The 16,650-nt window shown below is 63.5% G+C and carries 17 protein-coding genes; 16 read left to right on the top strand and 1 reads right to left on the bottom strand.

What is annotated here, in order from left to right:
* Positions 1 to 84 precede the first annotated feature (84 nt).
* The 9 genes from HWE01_RS02485 to HWE01_RS02445 all read left to right on the top strand — a co-directional run bounded on the left by HWE01_RS02485 (position 85) and on the right by HWE01_RS02445 (position 8,419).
* On the top strand, positions 85 to 1,029 hold the full coding sequence (locus HWE01_RS02485) for a LysR substrate-binding domain-containing protein (RefSeq protein WP_241821011.1): 945 nt from the start codon (positions 85 to 87) through the stop codon (positions 1,027 to 1,029).
* 131 nt (positions 1,030 to 1,160) lie between these two features.
* The gene (locus HWE01_RS02480; protein ID WP_008327032.1) at positions 1,161 to 2,102 is read left to right on the top strand and encodes a dihydrodipicolinate synthase family protein; all 942 of its coding nucleotides are present in this window, start codon (positions 1,161 to 1,163) and stop codon (positions 2,100 to 2,102) included.
* Positions 2,103 to 2,112: 10 nt separating this feature from the next.
* Positions 2,113 to 2,892 (top strand): SDR family oxidoreductase, encoded by a 780-nt coding sequence (locus HWE01_RS02475; protein ID WP_241821010.1) that lies wholly within the window; start codon positions 2,113 to 2,115, stop codon positions 2,890 to 2,892.
* 15 nt (positions 2,893 to 2,907) lie between these two features.
* Positions 2,908 to 4,380, top strand: a complete 1,473-nt coding sequence (hydA, locus tag HWE01_RS02470) for a dihydropyrimidinase (RefSeq protein WP_241821009.1) — start codon at positions 2,908 to 2,910, stop codon at positions 4,378 to 4,380.
* Entirely contained in the window at positions 4,377 to 5,336 is a 960-nt protein-coding gene (locus HWE01_RS02465; protein WP_034350039.1) for an N-carbamoyl-D-amino-acid hydrolase, read from the top strand. The genes hydA and HWE01_RS02465 overlap by 4 nt, the downstream gene beginning before the upstream one ends.
* Positions 5,337 to 5,374: 38 nt before the next feature.
* Complete coding sequence (locus HWE01_RS02460) at positions 5,375 to 6,247, top strand: transporter substrate-binding domain-containing protein (protein WP_008327039.1); 873 nt, start codon at positions 5,375 to 5,377, stop codon at positions 6,245 to 6,247.
* Between the two features lie 60 nt (positions 6,248 to 6,307).
* Entirely contained in the window at positions 6,308 to 7,057 is a 750-nt protein-coding gene (locus HWE01_RS02455) for an amino acid ABC transporter ATP-binding protein (protein ID WP_241821008.1), read from the top strand.
* Positions 7,058 to 7,060: 3 nt separating this feature from the next.
* Complete coding sequence (locus HWE01_RS02450) at positions 7,061 to 7,732, top strand: amino acid ABC transporter permease (protein ID WP_008327044.1); 672 nt, start codon at positions 7,061 to 7,063, stop codon at positions 7,730 to 7,732.
* Positions 7,733 to 7,744: 12 nt separating this feature from the next.
* Positions 7,745 to 8,419, top strand: coding sequence for an amino acid ABC transporter permease (locus HWE01_RS02445; RefSeq protein WP_175343076.1), 675 nt, complete (start codon positions 7,745 to 7,747; stop codon positions 8,417 to 8,419).
* A 22-nt stretch (positions 8,420 to 8,441) separates the two neighbouring features.
* On the opposite strand, the gene HWE01_RS02440 is transcribed toward HWE01_RS02445, so the two are convergent.
* The gene (locus HWE01_RS02440) at positions 8,442 to 10,070 is read right to left on the bottom strand and encodes a methyl-accepting chemotaxis protein (RefSeq protein WP_241821007.1); all 1,629 of its coding nucleotides are present in this window, start codon (positions 10,068 to 10,070) and stop codon (positions 8,442 to 8,444) included.
* Between the two features lie 717 nt (positions 10,071 to 10,787).
* On the opposite strand from HWE01_RS02440, the gene HWE01_RS02435 reads away from it, so the two are divergent.
* From HWE01_RS02435 to HWE01_RS02405, 7 genes are all read left to right on the top strand, one after another.
* Positions 10,788 to 11,573, top strand: coding sequence for an ABC transporter ATP-binding protein (locus HWE01_RS02435; RefSeq protein WP_241821006.1), 786 nt, complete (start codon positions 10,788 to 10,790; stop codon positions 11,571 to 11,573).
* A gap of 65 nt (positions 11,574 to 11,638) precedes the next feature.
* Positions 11,639 to 12,634, top strand: a complete 996-nt coding sequence (locus HWE01_RS02430; RefSeq protein WP_008327048.1) for an ABC transporter substrate-binding protein — start codon at positions 11,639 to 11,641, stop codon at positions 12,632 to 12,634.
* Positions 12,635 to 12,636: 2 nt separating this feature from the next.
* Positions 12,637 to 13,497, top strand: coding sequence for an ABC transporter permease (locus HWE01_RS02425; RefSeq protein WP_175343074.1), 861 nt, complete (start codon positions 12,637 to 12,639; stop codon positions 13,495 to 13,497).
* 40 nt (positions 13,498 to 13,537) lie between these two features.
* Complete coding sequence (locus HWE01_RS02420) at positions 13,538 to 14,308, top strand: SDR family oxidoreductase (protein ID WP_175343073.1); 771 nt, start codon at positions 13,538 to 13,540, stop codon at positions 14,306 to 14,308.
* A 61-nt stretch (positions 14,309 to 14,369) separates the two neighbouring features.
* Positions 14,370 to 14,906, top strand: a complete 537-nt coding sequence (locus HWE01_RS02415) for a cupin domain-containing protein (protein ID WP_008327053.1) — start codon at positions 14,370 to 14,372, stop codon at positions 14,904 to 14,906.
* A 17-nt stretch (positions 14,907 to 14,923) separates the two neighbouring features.
* Positions 14,924 to 15,811 carry an alpha/beta fold hydrolase gene (locus HWE01_RS02410; RefSeq protein WP_008327055.1) on the top strand — a complete coding sequence of 296 codons (888 nt, stop codon included), beginning with the start codon at positions 14,924 to 14,926 and terminating at the stop codon, positions 15,809 to 15,811.
* A gap of 5 nt (positions 15,812 to 15,816) precedes the next feature.
* The gene (locus tag HWE01_RS02405; RefSeq protein WP_034350045.1) at positions 15,817 to 16,650 is read left to right on the top strand and encodes an IclR family transcriptional regulator; all 834 of its coding nucleotides are present in this window, start codon (positions 15,817 to 15,819) and stop codon (positions 16,648 to 16,650) included.

The raw sequence follows: 16,650 nt of genomic DNA, 5'->3' as shown, positions 1-16,650 counted from the left end.
AACGACTGTACCCCAGGCTGACGGGCATGCTCCTTGCTCATTTGTCGGTTCCCCTTAACATGCTGTTATGCGCGATGAGGATCCATGGCACTGAACCTGCGCCAGATCGAGGTGTTCCGGGCGGTCATGACGACCGGCTCCATCAGCGGCGCCTCGCAATTGCTGTTCGTCTCGCAGCCGGCCGTCAGCCGCCTGCTGTCCCACACCGAGCAGCGGGTCGGCTTCGCCCTGTTCGAACGCATCAAGGGCCGGCTGTATGCCACGCCCGAGGCCAAGAAGCTGTTCCATGAAGTGGAGCACGTGTACCAGGCCGTGCAGCGCGTCAATGAGCTGGCCACCGACCTGTCGGAAAACCGCAGCGGCATCCTCAACATCGTCTCCAGCCCGAGCATCGGGCAGATGCTGATCCCGCAGGCCATCGCGCTGTTCCGCAATCGCCATCCGGACGTCAAGCTGACCTTCCACTGCCTCAACTATGGCTACCTGAAAGATCGGCTGCTGGCGCGCCAGGCCGACCTCGGGATCATCATCCTGCCGATGGAACATCCCAGCCTGCAGGTCACGCCCCTGTGCAGCAATCGCCTGGTCTGCGTGCTGCCCTACAACCATGAGCTGACGCGGCGCGGCACCCTGAGCCTGGCCGATCTGCGGCCCTTCCCGCTGATCTCGTACAACCGCGATTCGCCCTTCGGCGGCATCGTCGGGCGCTTCTACCAGTCCGAAGAAGAAGCCTTGCGGCCCATCATGGAAGTGGGTTCGCCGCAGAACGCCTGTTCGCTGGTGCAGATGGGCGCGGGCGTGGCGCTGGTGGATGAATTCTCGGTGCGCAGCTGGGCCGGGACCAGCCAGATGGTGGTGCGGCCGGTGGCGCGGGCCCCCATTCTGCGGGCCAACCTGGTGCACGTGCGCACCGAGCCGCTGTCGCAATTGACCCAGGCCTTCATTGCCGAACTGCAGCAACTGGTGCGCACGCAGGGTTATGGCTTGCCCGATGAAGAAACGAACATATCGGCTGCAAGCGGCGATTAACACGACGTTAAGGCAAGCATACAAAAAGGCAAGCGACAAGCGCAGATGACTCCACGACAATCGTTTGCAACTTCTCCGGTCCGCCGCCAGGTTGGCCGCCGTGCCCACTCTTTTTTCATGGAACGTCGCGCATGTCTTCAACTCTCGCCCCTGCTTCCGCGCTGGCCACTGCGCGCGGTGTCTATACCATCTGCCCCACGCCTTTCCACGCCGATGGCGCACTCGACCTGGGCAGCATCGCCAGCCTGGTCGAATTCCAGATCGCAGCTGGCGTGTCCGGCCTGGCCATCCTCGGTTTCCTCGGCGAAGCCCACAAGCTCTCCAACGCCGAGCGCCGCGCGGTGACGTCCACGTTCGTCAAGTGTGCTGCCGGACGGGTGCCGGTGTGGGTCGGTGTGCGCGCACTGGGCCTGGCCGGTGCCATCGAGCAAGCCACCGAGGCAGCCGAGGCGGGTGCGGCAGCCGTCTTCGCGGCACCGCTGGACATGGCCTCCGATGCGGTGCAGTTCGACTACTACAAATCGCTGGCGGCGGCGCTCTCCATCCCCGTGGTGATCCATGATTTCCCGGATTCCTTCGGTACCGAGATCAAGGCCGAGGTGATCGCCCGCCTGGGACGCGAAGGCGGCGTCAACTTCATCAAGATGGAAGAGCCGCCGGTAGGCCAGAAGATCAGCCGCATCCGCGACCTGGCCGGGGAATCGATGCGCATCTTCGGTGGCCTGGGCGGGGTGTATTTCCTGGAAGAGTTGCAGCGCGGTGCGGTCGGCACCATGACCGGGTTTGCCTTCCCGGAGATCCTGGTGCGCATCTATGACCAGTTCGCGGCCGGTGACCTGGCCGGTGCGGCGGCCACTTTCGACAAGTACTGCCCGCTGATCCGCTATGAATTCCAGCCCAAGATCGGACTGTCACTGCGCAAGTATGTCTATCGCAAGCGCGGCGTCATCAGCAGCGATGCCATTCGTTCGCCGGGCATGCGCATCGATCCTGAGACCGAGCGTGAACTGGAAGCCGTGATCGCCCGCGTCGGCCTGGACCTGGATCAGCGCGGCGCGCTGGTGATCCGCTGAGGAGCCGCCGATGAATCTGGGAATCGCCGGACGACGCGCACTGGTCTGCGCTTCCAGCAAAGGCCTGGGACTGGCCTGCGCCATCTCGCTGGCACGCGAGGGTGTGGCCGTGACCATGACCGCACGGGGTGCCGAGGTGCTTGAGGCAGCGGCGCAGCAGGTGCGGGACGCCACCGGCGCCACCGTCATCACCGTGGCCGGTGACATCACCACCCCCGAGGGCCGTGCCTTGGCGCTGGCCGCCTGTCCCGCGCCGGACATCCTGGTGACCAATGCAGGTGGCCCCAAGCCGGGCGACTTCCGCGAGTGGTCGCGCGAAGACTGGATCACCGCCATCGACGCCAACATGCTCACCCCCATCGAACTGATCAAGGCCACCGTGGACGGCATGATGAAGCGAGGCTTCGGCCGCATCGTCAACATCACTTCCGGGGCGGTGAAAGCACCCATCGACATCCTTGGCCTGTCCAATGGCGCGCGTTCCGGCCTGACCGGATTCGTTGCCGGTCTGGCGAGAAAGACCGTGGCCCACAATGTGACGATCAACAATCTCTTGCCCGGTCCCTTCGAGACCGAGCGCCTTCTCACCACGGCGGCAGCCAGCGCCCGTGGCACCGGCAAGACGGCTGAGGAAGTATTGGCCGCGCGCCGTGCCGCCAACCCGGCCGGCCGCTTCGGCCAGCCGGCCGAATTCGGCGATGCCTGCGCCTGGCTGTGCAGCGCCCAGGCCGGTTTTGTCACCGGACAAAACCTGCTCATGGATGGCGGCGCCTATCCCGGAACCTTCTGACCCTGAGACCACCGCATGGACTTCGACCTGACCATCCGCAATGGCCGCATCAGTACTGATCGCGAGACCTTCCTGGCCGATATCGGCGTCAAGGATGGCGTGATCGTGCGCATCGCGGCGGACCTGCCGCCCGGCCGCGACGACATTGATGCCGCAGGCCGCTGGGTCCTGCCCGGTGGCATCGATAGCCATTGCCACATCGAACAGCTCTCCGGCATGGGCATGATGTGTGCCGATGATTTCTATTCGGGATCGGTCTCGGCGGCCTTCGGCGGCACCACCACCATCATCCCGTTCGCGGCCCAGCATCGCGGCAACCGCATCCCCGACGTGATCGCCGATTATGCGCAACGCGCCCGCGAGAAGGCGGTGATCGACTATGGTTTCCACCTGATCCTGGCCGATCCCGACGAGCAGGCCCTGCAGCACGATTTGCCGCAGGCCATCCGCGATGGCATCACTTCGCTGAAGGTCTACATGACCTACAACGCGCTCAAGCTGGACGATTACCAACTGCTGGACGTGATGGCGCTGGCCGGCCGCGAAGGGGCGCTGGTGATGATCCATGCCGAGAACCACGACATGATCCGCTGGCTCGCCTCGCGCCTGCTGGACCAGGGGCATACGGCTCCCAAGTTCCACTCGGTGGCCCACGATCCGCTGGCCGAGGCCGAAGCCAGTCATCGTGCTATCGCCCTGTCGCGCCTGATCGGCGTGCCAGTCCTGATCGTGCACGTGGCTGGTGCCGAGACCGTGCAGACCATCCGCAACGCCCGGCTGCTGGGCGCGCAGATCTACGCCGAGAGCTGCCCGCAATACCTGTTCCTGACGGCGGAGGATATCGACCTGCCCGGCGTGGAGGGGGCCAAGTATTGCTGCAGCCCGCCGCCGCGCGATGCCAACGCCCAGGAGGCGGTCTGGGCCGGGCTCAAGGATGGCACGCTGGGCATGTATTCCTCGGACCATGCACCTTATCGTTTTGATGAAAGCGGCAAGCTGCCGCGCGGCGAGGACACCACCTTCAAGGAAATGGCCAATGGCGTGCCGGGGATCGAACTGCGCCTGCCGCTGCTGTTTTCCGAGGGCGTGCAGAAGGGCCGCATCGACATTCACGAATTCGTGCGCCTCACCGCCACCAATCACGCCCACATGTATGGGCTGTCGCACTGCAAGGGAAACATTGCCGAGGGGCTCGATGCCGACCTGGTGATCTGGAACCCGGAACGCGAGACCACCATCACTGCCGCTCTCCTGCACGACAACGTGGGCTATACGCCCTACGAAGGACGGCAGATCAAGGGCTGGCCGGAAGTGGTCATCAGCCGTGGCCGCGTGGTGGTCAGCGCGGGTGAACTGAAAGTGGCGCGCGGCTCGGGCCGCTATATCGCGCGCCAGTGTCCGGAGCCGGCCAGCATTGCGCAGCGGCCGACACGCAGCCATCTGCCGGGTCTGCTCGGCCTCAAGGGAAAGGCATGGGAATCGCAATGAGCAACAAGGACAATCGTTTCGGCCTGGCCGTGGCCCAGATGGGGCCGGTGCAACTGGCCGAAGACCGGACCACGGTGGTGCGCCGCCTGCTGGAGATGATGCGCGAGGCCGCCGCCCGTGGCGCGAAGATGGTGGTGTTTCCCGAACTGGCACTGACCACCTTCTTCCCGCGCTACTGGATGGAAGACCAGGCCGAGATCGATGCCCGTTTCTTTGAGTCCGAGATGCCCGGCCCGCAGACCCGGCCGCTGTTCGATCTGGCCGCGCAGCTGGGGATCGGCTTCTACCTGGGCTATGGTGAACTTACACCCGATGGCCATCACTACAACACCGCCATCCTGGTGGATGACCAGGCCAGGATCGTGGCGCGCTATCGCAAGATCCACCTGCCCGGACACAGCGACCACAAGCCCGATGCGCCTTTCCAGCATCTGGAAAAGAAGTACTTCGAAGTCGGCAACGATGGCTTCGGTGTCACCGACATGCTGGGCACGCGCATCGGCCAGTGCCTGTGCAATGACCGCCGCTGGCCCGAGACCTATCGCGTCATGAGCCTGCAGAGCGCACGCATCGTCACGCTGGGCTACAACACGCCGTCCTGGAACATCCACTGGAACGAACCGCCCCATTTGCGCATGTTCCACCACCTGCTGTCGCTGCAGGCCAATGCCTACCAGAACGGATTGTGGGTGGCCGCCGCTGCCAAGTGCGGATTCGAGGATGGTTTCCACATGATCGGCGGCTCGGCCATCGTCGCGCCTTCCGGCGAGATCGTGGCGCAGGCGCAGGGTGAGGAGGATGAGGTGATCTTCGCCAGTTGCGACCTGCAACTAGGTGAAACCTTCCTGCAGCACGTCTTCAATTTCGCCAAGCATCGCCGTCCGGAACATTACCGCCTCATCGTCGAGCGCACCGGGGCCGGCGAGCCGCTGTCGCCGTCCGAGCTGTCTACCTGAATCACTGTCCACCTTCCACCCAATCGAGGAGTGTTGCGATGTTCCCGTTCCTGGCCCTGCCTTCCAAGTCTTCCCTGAAGTGTTCCCTGCTGGCCGTGCTCTCGGCCAGTGCGCTGTTGTCGGCCGGCGCGATGGCGCAGAGTGGTCCGCTGCGTACCGGTGTGGATGCCACCTTTGCGCCGCATGCCATGGTCAAGCTGGGCGGTGGCCTGCAAGGCTTCAACATCGACCTGGGCGAAGAACTGGCGCGCCGCCTGGGCCGCAAGATCGAGATCGAAGGCACCGAGTTTTCCGGCCTGGTACCGGGGCTCAATGCCAAGAAATATGACTTCGTGCTGGCGCCCGTGACGGCCACCCCCGAGCGCGCCAAGTCCATGCTCTTCACCGAGGGTTATCTGGATACCGACTACACCTTCGTCATCAAGAAGGGCGCCGCCCCCATCCATGCGCTGGAAGACCTGAAGGGCAAGACCATCTCGGTCAACAAGGGCTCGGCCTATGAGCTGTGGGCACGCGACAACGCACCCAAGTACGGCTTCAAGTACGACGTCTATGGCAACAACGCCGATGCGGTGCAGGCCGTGCAATCCGGCCGTGCCGACGCCAACCTGGCCGGCAGCACCGTGGCCGCCTGGGCCGCCAAGCAGAATCCGGCCGTGCAGACCTCCTACACCGTCAAGACCGGCCTGGTGTGGGCACTGGCCTTCCGCCTGGATGACAAGGCCGGCCGCGACGCCGCCGGCATGGCGCTCAAGTGCATGAAGCAAGACGGCACGCTGGGCAAGATCGCGCAGAAGTGGTTCGGCTATACCCCGGCGCCAGATGCCACCGTGGTCAAGGTCGGCGTGGGGCAGGGCGTGCCGGGCCTGGATGGCTACGACCCGACGCCCGTGACGCTCAAGTGCAAGTGAGCCCGCAGCACCGCGCCCGAATTGCCCGAATCGCCTGAACGAACCGAGACTGATGCCGCCATGAACCTCGCCGCACCCATCCTTGAAATCGTCGGCCTGCACAAGTCCTATGAGGGCAATACGGTCCTGCGCGGGATCGACCTGCGTGTGCGGCCGGGCCAGTTGATCTGCGTGATCGGCCCGTCCGGTTCGGGCAAGAGCACCATGCTGCGTTGCTGCAACCGGCTCGAAGAACCCAGCGCCGGCCAGATCGTGGTGGACGGCGTGGACATCATGCACGCCCGCGCCGACCTCAATGCGATCCGCCAGAAGGTCGGCATGGTGTTCCAGCAGTTCAACCTCTATCCACACATGAGCGTGCTGGGCAACGTGATGCTGGCCCTGAAGAAGGTGCAGAAGCATTCCCATGCCGAGGCCGAGCGGCGCGCGCGGCGGGCCCTGGAGCAGGTGGGGATGCTGGAGAAGGCATCAGCCTTCCCCGGCCAGCTTTCCGGCGGCCAGCAGCAGCGCGTGGGCATCGCTCGCGGCATCGCACTGGAACCCAAGGTGATGCTGTTCGATGAACCGACCAGCGCCCTCGATCCCGAACTGGTCGGCAGCGTGCTGCAGGTGATGCGTCAACTGCGCGAAGCCGGCATGACCATGCTGGTGGTCACGCACGAAATGGCCTTTGCCCGCGCGGCGGCCGATCGCGTGGTCTTCATGGACGGTGGTGTGATCGTCGAGGAAGGACCGCCCGAGCAGATCTTCGGCGATCCGCAGCAAGCCCGCACCAAAGCCTTCGTGGCGCGCTTTGCACAGCACGGCTGAACCATGGAGCAATTCCTCTTCACCTTCTTCAACGCCGAGATCGCCGCCCGCTACTGGCCCGACATCCTGCGCGGCATGGGCGTGACCGTGCTGCTGAGCCTGGCCGTGATCGTCTCCGGCCTGCTGCTGGGCCTGCTGCTGGCGGTGCTGCGCGCTACCGGCAAGCGTGGCCTGGTGTGGCTGGTGGTGGCCTTTGCCGACGTGATGCGGGCCTTGCCGCCGCTGATCCTGATCATCGTGCTCTTCTTTGCGTTTCCGTATATCGACCTGGCCATGTCGTCCTTCACCGCGACCTGGCTGGCGCTGACGCTTGTATTGGCCGCCTATGCCGAAGAGAGCATCTGGGCCGGCATCGCTTCCTTGCCGCGCGGGCAGAGCGAGGCGGCCCGCTCGACCGGGCTGTCCTGGGGGCAGACCATGGCCGCCGTGATCCTGCCGCAGGCCTTGCGCATGGCCGTGCCGCCGCTGACCAACCGCGTCATCTCGATCACCAAGAATACAGCGCTGGGCTCGGTGGTGGCCTTGTCCGAAATTCTCAACACGGCCCAGGCCGCCAGCAGCAATGCCGGCAATCCGACCCCGCTGATGCTGGGGGCGGCAGCCTACCTGCTGATCTTCATTCCGGTGGTCTTGTTGGCGCGCTGGCTGGAAACGCGCTGGCGCTGGAAACGATAGGAGAGGGCCATCATGGATGCCTTGCTGCAGAATTTCTTCAACCTGGAGGTGTACCGCCAGGTCCTGCCTTTCCTGCTGGGAGGCTTGTGGACCACGGTGTGGCTGTCGCTGCTGGTCATTCCGATCGGTGTGATCTCGGGTTTGCTGCTGGCCTTGCTGGCGACCCAGAGCCGTTCGCGCACGGTGCGCATTGCCGTGGCGGTGTATGTGGACTTTTTCCGTTCCTTCCCGCCGCTGGTGCTGCTGATCCTGATCTATTTCGGCGCGCCGTTCCTGGGGCTGGAACTGCCCAAGCTGCTGGCGGTGGCGCTGGGCTTCATGCTCAACAATTCCAGTTACTTCGCCGAGGTGCTGCGCGCCGGCATCGAGAGCGTTCCCGGCGGACAGATGGAAGCGGCGCGCTCCACTGGTCTCTCGCGCGCCCAGGCGCTGGCGTATGTGGTGGTTCCCCAGGCGGTGCGCAACGCCTTGCCGGACCTGGTGGGAAATGGCATCGAAGTCATCAAGCTCACCACCATTGCCAGCGTGGTGGCGCTGCCCGAACTGCTGCGCGTGGCGCGCGATGCCCAGTCGCTGGTCTACAATCCTTCGCCCATCGTGCTGGCGGCCTTGCTTTACCTGGCGCTGTTGCTGCCGCTGGTGCGCTGGCTGTCGTGGCTGGAGCACCGCGGCCGCGCCCTGCATTGAGGAGGCGGCCGGCGGCGCGACTTCAGGCCGGGCTCAGCAGGGCAGTCGTGCTGCCGAAGCCGGGTTCACGAGAAACAAGCGGCGCCAGCGCTGGCGGCTCGATACGAAATACCGACACGGCCTGTCGCAGGCTGTCGGCCTGTTGCGCCATGGATTGCGCCGCGCTGGCCGATTCTTCCACCAGCGCCGCGTTCTGCTGCGTCACTTCATCCATCTGCGAGATGGCGATGTTGATCTGGCTGATGCCCGAGCTCTGTTCGCTGGACGCCGCCGTGATCTCGCTCATCAGGTCATTGACCTGCTGGATCGACTGCACCACCTGGCTCATGGTCTGGCCGGCCTCGTCGACCAGTTTCTGGCCTGCTCCCACGTGCTGTACCGACGACTCGATCAAGCCCCGGATTTCCTTGGCCGCCGAGGCACTGCGCTGGGCCAGCGAACGCACCTCGGTCGCCACCACTGCGAAGCCGCGGCCCTGTTCGCCGGCACGAGCGGCTTCCACGGCGGCGTTGAGTGCCAGGATATTGGTCTGGAAAGCGATACCTTCCACGGTCGAAATGATCTCGGTGATCTTGTTGGCGCTGTCGGAAATATCCTTCATGGTATCGACCACACGTTCCACCACCTCGCCGCCCTTTTGCGCATGCAGTGAGGCAGAGCGCGCCAGCTGGTTGCCCTGGCCGGCGTTCTGGGTGTTCTGCTCCACGGTGGAGGTGATCTCTTCCATGCTCGACGCAGTTTCTTCCAGCGACGCCGCCTGCTCTTCGGTACGGCGCGACAGATCCAGGTTGCCTACCGCGATCTGGCCGGCGGCGGTGGAAATCGACTCGGCCGAACGCTTGATGCCATCGACGATGCTGGTCAGCTGGGCGCGCATGTTCTCCAGCGAGGCCATCAGGCTGCTGTGGTCACCCTTGGCCAGCGGGATCGTCACGGCCAGGTTGCCCTGGGCGATCTGGGCCGCCAGTTCCTGGGCATGTGCCGGTTCGCCACCGAGCTGGCGCAGCACGCTGCGCACGATCAGGAAGGCTGCGCCCAAGGCCAGCAGTACCGCAACGGCCACCAGCGTCCAGGTGGTGGTCAGGATGCCACTGTAAGTGACGTCAGAGTCGGCAGCCGCCTGGGCGTTGAGCTTGTCTTCGAAACTGCCCAGTTCATCAAGGTTGTCCAGCCATTTGGCCTGGACCGGGCGGATCTTCTGGACCAGCAGGCTGGTCACTTCCGCCGTCTTGTTGTCCTGGGCCAGCGCCACGGCCTGGGCCAGCAGTGGCTCGGTCTCGGCGGCGTTCTGCGCGATCCGATCAAAGAGTTCATGTTCCTTTGGCGTCGTCCCCGGCTGTTCAAAGAGCTTGGCGAGCTTGGTGCGCGCCTCCTGATAGGACTTTTCCTGCACCTTGATGCGATCGATCTCGCGCTTGATCAGCGCCGGATCCTGGAACAGCGCAATGTTGCGGATGGCCAGAGCACGGACGCGCACGCTGGTGTTCATCTGGTCCACCATCGAACCCTGCTGGTTGTTGACGATGATGTCGGACAGGTTGCCCTTGACCGTGGACATGCCCCACACGCCGACGAGAGAAATGACGACCAGCAAGACGACAACGCTGGCAAAGCCCAAGGCCAGGCGGGTGGATACTTTCAATTTGTTCATGGAAAAGCCCCTCTAGATGTAATTTGCTTCCGATCAGGTTGCAAGACCCCCTCAGACCTGCCATGGCTGTGGCCGCCATGTACAGGGTGAATGAAATTCCCGTATATAAATGATGCAATTACACATTTTTACGCGGTCTATACGCCATGTTCGTTTAATTGCATGCAATTTGCGCAACTAATTGCCTGCTTTATGACGATATGCACGGATCTTGTAACGCTATTGAGTTGGCTCATCCAGAAAAGATCCATGAAGTTGTGATTATTTTTCCGTGATGTCGATTCAGTTGCTTTCTCATGGCATTTCCACGACAAGCACGGGGAAGCCCGGCGTAATGCCCAGCGTCGCGCAGCCGCGACAGGCGCCAAGGCAGTGCAAAGCTGCACCGTACTTTGGTGGCGACGGGAGATTTTGGGGCGACGAAGTTTGTCCTGCCTGACATAAACCCGGTCAGACGGGGCTTTCGAGCCTGGTATGTAATTTGCTTTTTGCTCTGAAACGGTTTTTATATAAACCATCAGTTTATATATGGAACAAAATAAGTTATTCCGCGCCGAGATATCTGCTATATTGGCGTTGAATATCTCCCATATATAAATTGTTGTTTCATATATGGAACGTTTCCGCGCCCGGCAGGAGACACCCGTCCATCAGAGGCGGCAGCCGGGAAGACTAGCTGGGGCGCAACCGCGTGCCAGAGCAAAGAGCAGAGGCAACATGATCGAAATCGAATTCCGCAAGGTCGGCAAGCGTTTTGTCGATCGCCAGACGGCACAAGCACGGGCGGCCGTCACCAATGTCAATCTGTCCATCAAAAGTGGCGAGGTGGTCTCCATCATCGGTCCCTCGGGCTGTGGCAAGAGCACGCTGCTCAACATGGGGGCCGGCCTGTACCTGCCCAGCGAGGGCGAGGTCTTCGTCGGTGGCGAGAAAGTGACCAAGCCGGTCCGCAAGGTGGCCTTCATGCTGCAGAAGGATTTGCTCATGCCCTGGCGCAATATCCGCGCCAACGTCACCCTCGGCCTGGAGATCGATGGCATGCGCGAGGCCGAACGCCGTCGCATCGCCGATGAACTGCTGGCCAAGTGCCACCTCAAGGGCTTCGAGGAGCATTACCCGTACCAGCTCTCCGGTGGCATGCGCCAGCGCGCCGCGCTGGCCCGGACGCTGGCGGTGGATCCGCAGGTGCTGTTGCTCGATGAGCCTTTCTCTGCCCTGGATGCGCAGACCAAGATGGTGCTGCAGCAGGACCTGGCCAAGATGCTCTACGAAAAGAGGAAGACCGCGCTCTTCATCACCCACGACCTGGTGGAAGCCATCGCCCTGTCGGACCGTCTGCTGGTCATGAGCGAACGTCCCGGCACCATCGTCGAGGAAATCGAAGTCAACCTGCCGTTCCGCGACAACCCGCTGGAGCGTCGCAAGCTGCCCGAGATCGGTCCGTTGCAAGGACGCCTGATGGAACTGCTCAAGGTGGGCAAAGAGACCGCCGAGCTCCACTGATTTCACGCTGCATCTTCACCCGTTTTCACCCGTCAACAGAGAGACCTCAAGGGAGAGCCAGAAACATGAAGAACCTGTTTGCATCCGCCGCCAGTGCACTTGCCCTGGTTGCCGCCGTCGGCGTGACCGTCGTTCCGGCAGTGGCCCATGCGGCCCCGGAAGAAGTGACCTACCTGCTGCCCGCGCCCCCCAATTCACCAGCCTTCGCCCCTTGGGTGCTGGCCCAGCACAAGGGCTATTACGCCGACGAAAATCTCAAGGTCAGTTTCATCGTCGCCAAGGGCGGCGTTGACGTGGCCAAGCAGATCGGTGCCGGCAATGCCGTCATCGGCGGTGCCATCGGGGATACGCCCATCGTGGTACGTGCCAACGGCATTCCGGTGAAGGCCATTGCCGTGCTGGGGGCAGGTTCCGTCACCATGGTGGCGGCCAATCCGGCCGATGGCATCAAGACCCTAAAGGATCTGAAGGGCAAGACAGTGACCGTCATGTCCTATACCGACACCACCTATTACGCCTTCCTCGGTAGCCTCAAGACTGCCGGACTGTCCAAGACCGATGTGCAGATCCAGGCCGCCGGTCCCGCCGGCGTGTGGCAGCTCTACACCTCGGGCAAGTCGCAGGGCTTTGCCGGGGTGCCCGACTGGGTGGTCAATGCGACCGATGCCGGCGCCAAGCTGGAACTGCTGGACAACGGCGGTTTCAAGAGCATGGCGCAGGCCATCCTGGCCTCGGATGACACCATCAAGAAGAACCCCGAACTGTTGAAGCGGCTGGTGCGCGCCACCCTGCGCGGCATGCAGGACATCATGAAAGACCCCAAGGCCGCTGCCGATGACTATGTCGCCGCGCTGCCCAGCTACAAGGGCAAGGAAGCCAGCATCCAGGCCACCTTCGAGATGTACGACAAATACGTCTATGCCAACCAGAAGACCCTGGGCCAGATCGACCCGGCGCGCATGGATGCGGTGCAGAAGTTCTACGTCAGCGAAGGCATCGTGAGCAAAGCCACGCCGCTCAATGAACTCTTCACCAACCAGTTCGTGGGAGTGGCCAAGTAATCATGAACACCACGACAGCCAAAGACCTGACCATGTCCAGTTCCGAGCCATCCGCTGTACCCGCGACCCAGCCACGTCGTCCGCTGCTCAGTGAGAAGGCACGTACCGTATGTGGCAGCCTGGTGCTGCTGGTGCTCTTCATCGCCGCCTGGCAATGGGGGCCCGGCATGCTCGGCCTGCCCGAATACATCCTGCCCAATTTCATGCAGGTCGTGCGTGAGGGCGTGGTGATGTGGAACAACGCACAACTGCTGCAGCACTTCGGTGTGACTGCCATGGAGGTGGTGTTCGGTTTCCTCTTCGGGGCCTTGCTCGGCTTGGCCGTCGGTGTGGCGCTGGGCCTCTCGCCGCGTGCCGAAGCCATGCTCTCGCCCTACATCCTGGCACTGCAGATCGCGCCCAAGGTCGCTTTTGCGCCGCTGTTCGTGATGTGGCTGGGCTACACCATCTATCCCAAGATCATCGTGGCGGTATTGATCGTGTTCTTCCCCATCATGATCAACGTGCTCTCGGCCATCCGTACCGTCGACCCCGATATGGTCAACCTGGTGCGTACGCTCAATGCCGGGCGCTGGCAGATTTTCCATCTGGTGGAGTTTCGCTCGGCACTGCCGGCACTGTTCTCGGGGCTGCGTATCGCCTCCACGCTGTCGGTGATCGGCGTGACCGTGGGCGAGCTGGTCGGTGGCAACCAGGGTCTGGGCTATCTGCTGGTGGATGGCGAAGGGCAGGGCAACACCGCCGCCGTCTTCGTCTCCATCGTCGCCCTGACCCTGATCGGCGTAGTCACCTACGGCGCGGTGGTCTGGGCCGAACGCAAGGTACTGCACTACCTGCCCAAGGTCCATACCAGCACCGTCTGAGCTTGATGGCGATTTCCCGACAGGACACAGGAGCATGAACATGTCAGCAGCAAGCACGGCGACTCTTTTGGCAGGACGACGCATTCTGGTCACTGGCGCGGCACGCGGCCTCGGCCTGGCGTTCGTCGAAGCCCTTGCCGCCGCCGGGGCCAGGGTGGCCATGGCCGATATCCTGCAGGACACCCTGGCGGCTGCGGTCTGTACGTTGCAGCAACGCGGTCTGGCCGTCGAGGGTTTCACGCTGGACCTGGCGGATCCGGCATCGGTGCAATCCTCTGCGCAGGCCGCCATCGCATGGCTGGGGGGACTTGACGGGCTGGTCAACAACGCCGCCATCACCAATTCCGGTGGCAGGAGCAGCGAGCAACTGGCGCTGGAGATGTGGGACCGCGTCATGGACGTCAACGTGCGCGGTACCTGGCTCATGACCAATGCCTGCCTGCCGGCCTTGCGCGCCTCGGGGCGTGGCGCCATCGTCAATCTTTCTTCGGACACGCCATTGTGGGGCGCGCCCAATCTGCTGGCCTATGTCGCCAGCAAGAGTGCGGTCATCGGCATGACCCGCTCGCTGGCGCGCGAACTGGGCGGCGACAATATCACGGTCAATGCCGTGGCACCCGGCCTGACCCTGGTGGAGGCGACCGAGTACGTGCCGCAGGCGCGTCATCAACATTACCTCGATGGCCGCGCCCTGCAACGAGATCAGTTGCCGGAGGATGTGTGCGGTGCCGTGGTGTTCGCCCTGTCGGATCTGGCGCGTTTCTTTACCGGCCAGGTAATGGCCGTCAATGGCGGATTCGTGATGCACTGAAGCTGCCTGCAGGGCAGGTGCTGGACCCGGATCAATTCAGAATCAATTCAAGGAGAAAAGCATGACCGATATGTCCGAACAGGAAAACATGGGCCGCAGCTGGGACCGCCCGGCCGGCGCCAGCTTTGCCGACTGGATGGAGTCGCGCGTGGCGCGCCTGTCGACCCGCACGTACGACTGGAATGCGCTGAAGTTCCAGGCCGACTACGACCCCAAGTATCGCCGCGCCCAGATGCGCTACATCGGTACCGGCGGAACCGGGGTGGCGCAAGATGCCAACGTGATTCCGTCCGAACACTTCACCTTCTCGACCATGATCATCCCGGCCGGCCACGAAGGTCCCTCGCATCTGCACATCGATGTCGAGGAAGTCTTCTTTGTACTGCGCGGCAAACTCAAGCTGGTACTTGAGAAGGATGGCGAACGTTTCGAAACCATCCTCACCGACCGCGACGTGGTGTCGGTGCCGCCAGGGGTGTATCGCGAGGAAATCAACATCGGTGACGAGGATGCACTGATGTGCGTGATGCTGGGCGCCAAGAAGCCCATCACGCCGACCTATCCGCCCGAGCATCCACTGGCCTCGATCAAGCGCTGAAGACCGAGAGACCGACCATGAACGCCACGTTGCCCGCCGGATCGGATGACAGCCTGCATGCCTGGCTGGCACTGCTGGCCCGTCATTTTCCCGAGCAGCACGTTGCCGTGCCAGGCGGGCAGGTCAGCTATCGCGTCGGCGGGCGCAGCGACAACGAGCGGGTCGTGGTCCTGCTGCATGGCATCAGCTCGGGTGCGGCCTCCTGGCTCAATACGGCGTTGGCGCTGGCCGCCGATGCCCGCGTGATCGCCTGGAATGCGCCCGGCTATGGCAGCTCCACGCCACTGCCGATGGACGTGCCCAAGGCGGACGATTATGCCCGGCGTCTGCAGCAGATGCTGGCGGCGCTGGAGATCACGCAGTGCGTGCTGGTCGGTCACTCGCTGGGGGCCTTGATGGCGGCCGCCTACCTGGCCCACGGTGATGGTCGCGCACGCTGCACCCTGCTGGCCGACCCGGCCCAGGGCTATGGCGCGGCCGGTCAGCAAGAACGGTCTGCGCAGGTGCGCCGGGAGCGCCTGGATGCCTTGCAGCGGCTGGGTGTGGCTGGTCTGGCCTTGCAGCGCACGCGCCTGCTGTCGGCACAGGCCAGTGAAGAACAGCACGCCTGGGTACGCTGGAACATGCAGCGGCTCGATGCGCAGGGCTATACCCAGGCGGTGCACTTGTTGTGCGGTGATGATATCGCGACTTATCTGCAGGCAGCGCCACGACGGGGGGTGTCGGTGGCCTGCGGTGCAGAAGATATCGTCACCACCCCGCAGGCCAGTGAAGGGCTGGCCCGGCAGTTTGAACTTCCCTTTCAATTGGTGGACGGCGCCGGCCATGCCTGCTATATCGAGCAGCCGTCGTCCTTTGCCGCGCTGGTGCGCGCGCAGTTCACCTCAACCAACCAGAACAGATAATCATCATGAACAAACCAGTGATGCCAGAAGAAGAGTCGCAAGACAAGTACTCCGTCCCCGGCCTGGAACGTGGCCTGCGCCTGCTGTGCGAATTCAGCCGCCAGGACAAGACCCTCTCCGCTCCCGAGCTGGCGCGCCGCCTGGACATTCCGCGCTCCACCGTGTTCCGTCTCTTGGCCACGCTGGAACGCATGGGCTTCGTCGAGCGCGCCGATGGCGGACGTGACTATCGTCTGGGCATGTCGGTACTGCGCCTGGGCTTTGAATATCTGGCCTCGCTGGAGCTGACCGAGATCGGCCGCCCGCTGCTGGAGCGCCTGCGCGACGAGATCGGCTACTCCTGCAACCTGGTGGTGCGCGATGGCCGTTCCATCGTCTACGTCGCCAAGTCGGTCACCCAGACCGCCTTCACCAGCCACGTCAACGTCGGCACCCGCCTGCCCGCGCATGCCACCGTGCTGGGCCGCGTGCTGCTGGAAGACCTGACCCTGCCGCAACTGCGCACTCTGTATCCGGAAGAACACCTGGAAGTATTCTCCAGCAACACGCCCAAGACCGTGGTCGAGCTGTTCGACATGGTGCAGGCCGACAAGGAGCGCGGCTTCGTCTTGCAGGAAGGCTTCTTCGAAACCAGCATTTCCACCGTCGCCGCCCCGGTGCGCGATCATTCCGGCAATGTGGTGGCGGCGCTGGGTGCGACCATTCCCTCACCACACATCGACGCCAGCCAGCTGGACGTGATCGTGGCCCGGGTCCGCGAGACCGCCGCCGAACTCTCGCGCCTGCTGGACCATGCGCCCGAGCGTGGTGCCAAGGTCGTCAACATGTGGCGAGGCTGA

Origin of the sequence: Herbaspirillum sp. C7C8 (assembly GCF_022627875.1) — a bacterium.
In the GTDB taxonomy this organism is placed as follows: Bacteria; Pseudomonadota; Gammaproteobacteria; order Burkholderiales; family Burkholderiaceae_D; genus Herbaspirillum.
This window is presented reverse-complemented; position numbering and strand designations above follow the sequence as displayed.